This is a genomic window from Brooklawnia sp. (genome assembly GCF_049651565.1).
Taxonomy (GTDB): Bacteria; Actinomycetota; Actinomycetes; order Propionibacteriales; family Propionibacteriaceae; genus Brooklawnia.
On record NZ_JBASCI010000271.1, the window covers coordinates 1 to 2,486 of the forward strand.

The 2,486-nt window shown below is 69.5% G+C and carries 3 protein-coding genes; all 3 read right to left on the reverse strand.

Annotated elements, in window-relative coordinates; translation table 11 throughout:
- Positions 1-957 (reverse strand): Mur ligase family protein (locus WBL05_RS13240; protein WP_424226567.1); only part of this gene is annotated, 957 nt, incomplete at its 3' end.
- Positions 939-2,009 (reverse strand): phospho-N-acetylmuramoyl-pentapeptide-transferase, encoded by a 1,071-nt coding sequence (gene mraY / locus WBL05_RS13245; RefSeq protein ID WP_424226568.1) that lies wholly within the window; start codon positions 2,007-2,009, stop codon positions 939-941. The genes WBL05_RS13240 and mraY, both read right to left, overlap by 19 nt.
- A partial coding sequence (locus WBL05_RS13250; RefSeq protein ID WP_424226570.1) for a glutamate ligase domain-containing protein occupies positions 2,006-2,486 on the reverse strand: 481 nt, incomplete at its 5' end. The genes WBL05_RS13250 and mraY, both read right to left, overlap by 4 nt.

Genomic DNA, 2,486 nt, shown 5'->3' on the forward strand with positions numbered 1-2,486 from the left:
GTGCGGTGCGGCGGGCTGGACGTCGGCGATGCTGGCCAGCGGCAGCGCGGAGTCGCGTCGTTGAGCGATGAAGGCGCGGTCGACCAGCAGGTCGTCCACCACCCCGAGCATGCTGATCGACGGGATGCCCAGGGTGAAGCCGATCGCCCGGGCGCCCTCGATGACCTCGGCGTCCTCGACCATCTTCTCGGTGCCCGGTTCGGCGACGTTGTAGACGCAGGCGTGCCGCACGTGGTGGTAGATGCGGGCCTTGTCGGCGACGTAGCCGGCCATCGCGGCGTCCTGGTCACCCAGCCAGGGCCCGTACCACTCCAGGTGGTCGGGGTGGATGTTCAGCACCACCGCCGAGTGCAGCTCCAGCGAGTGCGTCCAGTGCAGCTGGAAGCTGGACAGCTCCACGGCGAACGCGTCGTAAGGCACCTCGTCGTTCAGCGCCTCGATGATCGGCCGGCCGATGTTGCCCACCGCCGCCGACTTCAACCCGGCCGCCCGCAGCATCGAATCGAGCATCTGGGTGGTGGTGGTCTTGCCGTTGGTGCCGGTGACCCCCAGCCAGGGCACGATCCGGTCGGGGTGCATCAGCCGCCAGGCAAGTTCGACGTCGCCCCAGATCGGCACCTGGCGGGCCGCGGCCTGGGCGAGCAGGGCGTAGTCGGGACGCCAGCCGGGCGAGGTGATGACCAGGTCGACACTGGCTGGCAGCGTCGCGGTCGATCCCGCGCCGATCCGGACGTGGGCGTCCAGGTGTTCCAGCAGGGTGGCCTTGTCGCGGTTGGTGTCGTCGGCGGAGTCGTCGAGCACCGTCACCGTGGCACCCAGTTCGAGCAGCGCGTCGGCCGCCGCGAAACCGGACGTGCCCAGCCCGGCGACCACCACGTTCGCCTGCGGCCACGGCGACAGCCGGTCGGCCGTGGCCAGCCAATCCAGCCGTTTGCCGCTCATTGCCCGAGCACCCACTGGGCGTAGAAGACCGACAGGCCACCGACCACAGCGGTGCCGCAGATGATCCAGAACCGGATCACCACGGTCACCTCGTCCCAGCCCAGCAGTTCGAAGTGGTGGTGCAGCGGGGCCATCTTGAACACCCGCTTGCCGCGGGTGATCTTGAAGTAGCTGACCTGGATCATCACCGAGGCGGCCTCGATGACGAACAGGAAGCCGAGGATGATCAGCAGCAGTTCGGTGCGGGTCAGGATGGCCAGCCCACCGACCGCCCCGCCGAGGGCCAGCGAACCGGTGTCACCCATGAAGATCTTGGCGGGTTTGGCGTTCCACCACAGGAAGCCGAAGCAGGCGGCCGCCAACGCTGCGGACACCACCGCCAGGTCCCATGGGTCGCGCACCTCGTAGCACATCGGGCTGGCGGTGGAGCCGGGCCGGCACCACTGGTTGCGCTGCCAGATCGAGATCAGCGTGTAGGCGCCGAGGACCATGGTCAGTGCACCGGTCGCCAGCCCGTCAACGCCGTCGGTGAGGTTCACCGCGTTCGAGGACGCGATGATCAGCAGCGTCATCCAGACCACTGCCACCACCAGCGGCAGCCGCAGCCAGTCGAGGTCGCGGGTGAACGAGATCGCCCGGCTGGCCGGGGTCAGGCCATAGGGGTTGGGGAAGCTCAGCGCGGCAACGCCGAAGCCGAGCCCGATCAGCAGCTGACCGATCAGCTTGCCCCGGCTGGTCAGCCCCAGCGAGCGTTGCCGGGTGATCTTCGTCCAGTCGTCGATGAAGCCAAGCGCGCCGCAGGCCACCAGCAGGCCCAGCAGCAGCAGCCCCGAGTAGGACGGCAGTTCCCAGTTCACCAGATGTGCCACGCCATAGGCGAGTATCGCGGCAGCGATGATGACCGCGCCGCCCATGGTGGGGGTGCCGCGCTTGCTGCCGTGCGTTTGCGGGCCGTCGTCCCGGACGAACTGGCCGTAGCCACGGCGGACCAGGAATCCGATGAAGAGCCGGGTGCCGATCAGGGTTCCCAGCAGTGCGACCACACCGGCCGCCACGATCAGCTTCACTGTGCCCCCTCTTGGCCGAGCAGGCGGTCGGCGACGCGTTCCAGGCCCAGTCCGCGGCTGGCCTTGATCAGCACCACGTCGCCCGCCGACAGGTTGAGCGAGTCAGCGGCCTGGTCGTGCTGGACGACCCGGCTGCGGCCGCCGGTCTGGCTCGCCCCGGCCGCCAGGTCGCCGGCGAACTGCCCGATGGCGACTACTTCGTCAATGCCGAGCTCGGCCGCCAGCGCCCCGATCCGGTAGTGCAGGTCGGCAGACTGCGGCCCGAGCTCGAGCATGTCGCCCAGCACCGCGATGGTTCGGGCGTCGGCGTTGGCGGCACGGCGGCGGTCGCCGACGGCTGCCAGCGTGCGCAGCGCTGCGGTCATCGACTCGGGGTTGGCGTTGTAGGCGTCGTTGATAATCGCCGCCCCGGACGCCAGTTCGTGCAGTTCCATCCGCCACGGGGATCGGGCGGTGGCCCGGCTCAGGGCGTGGGCG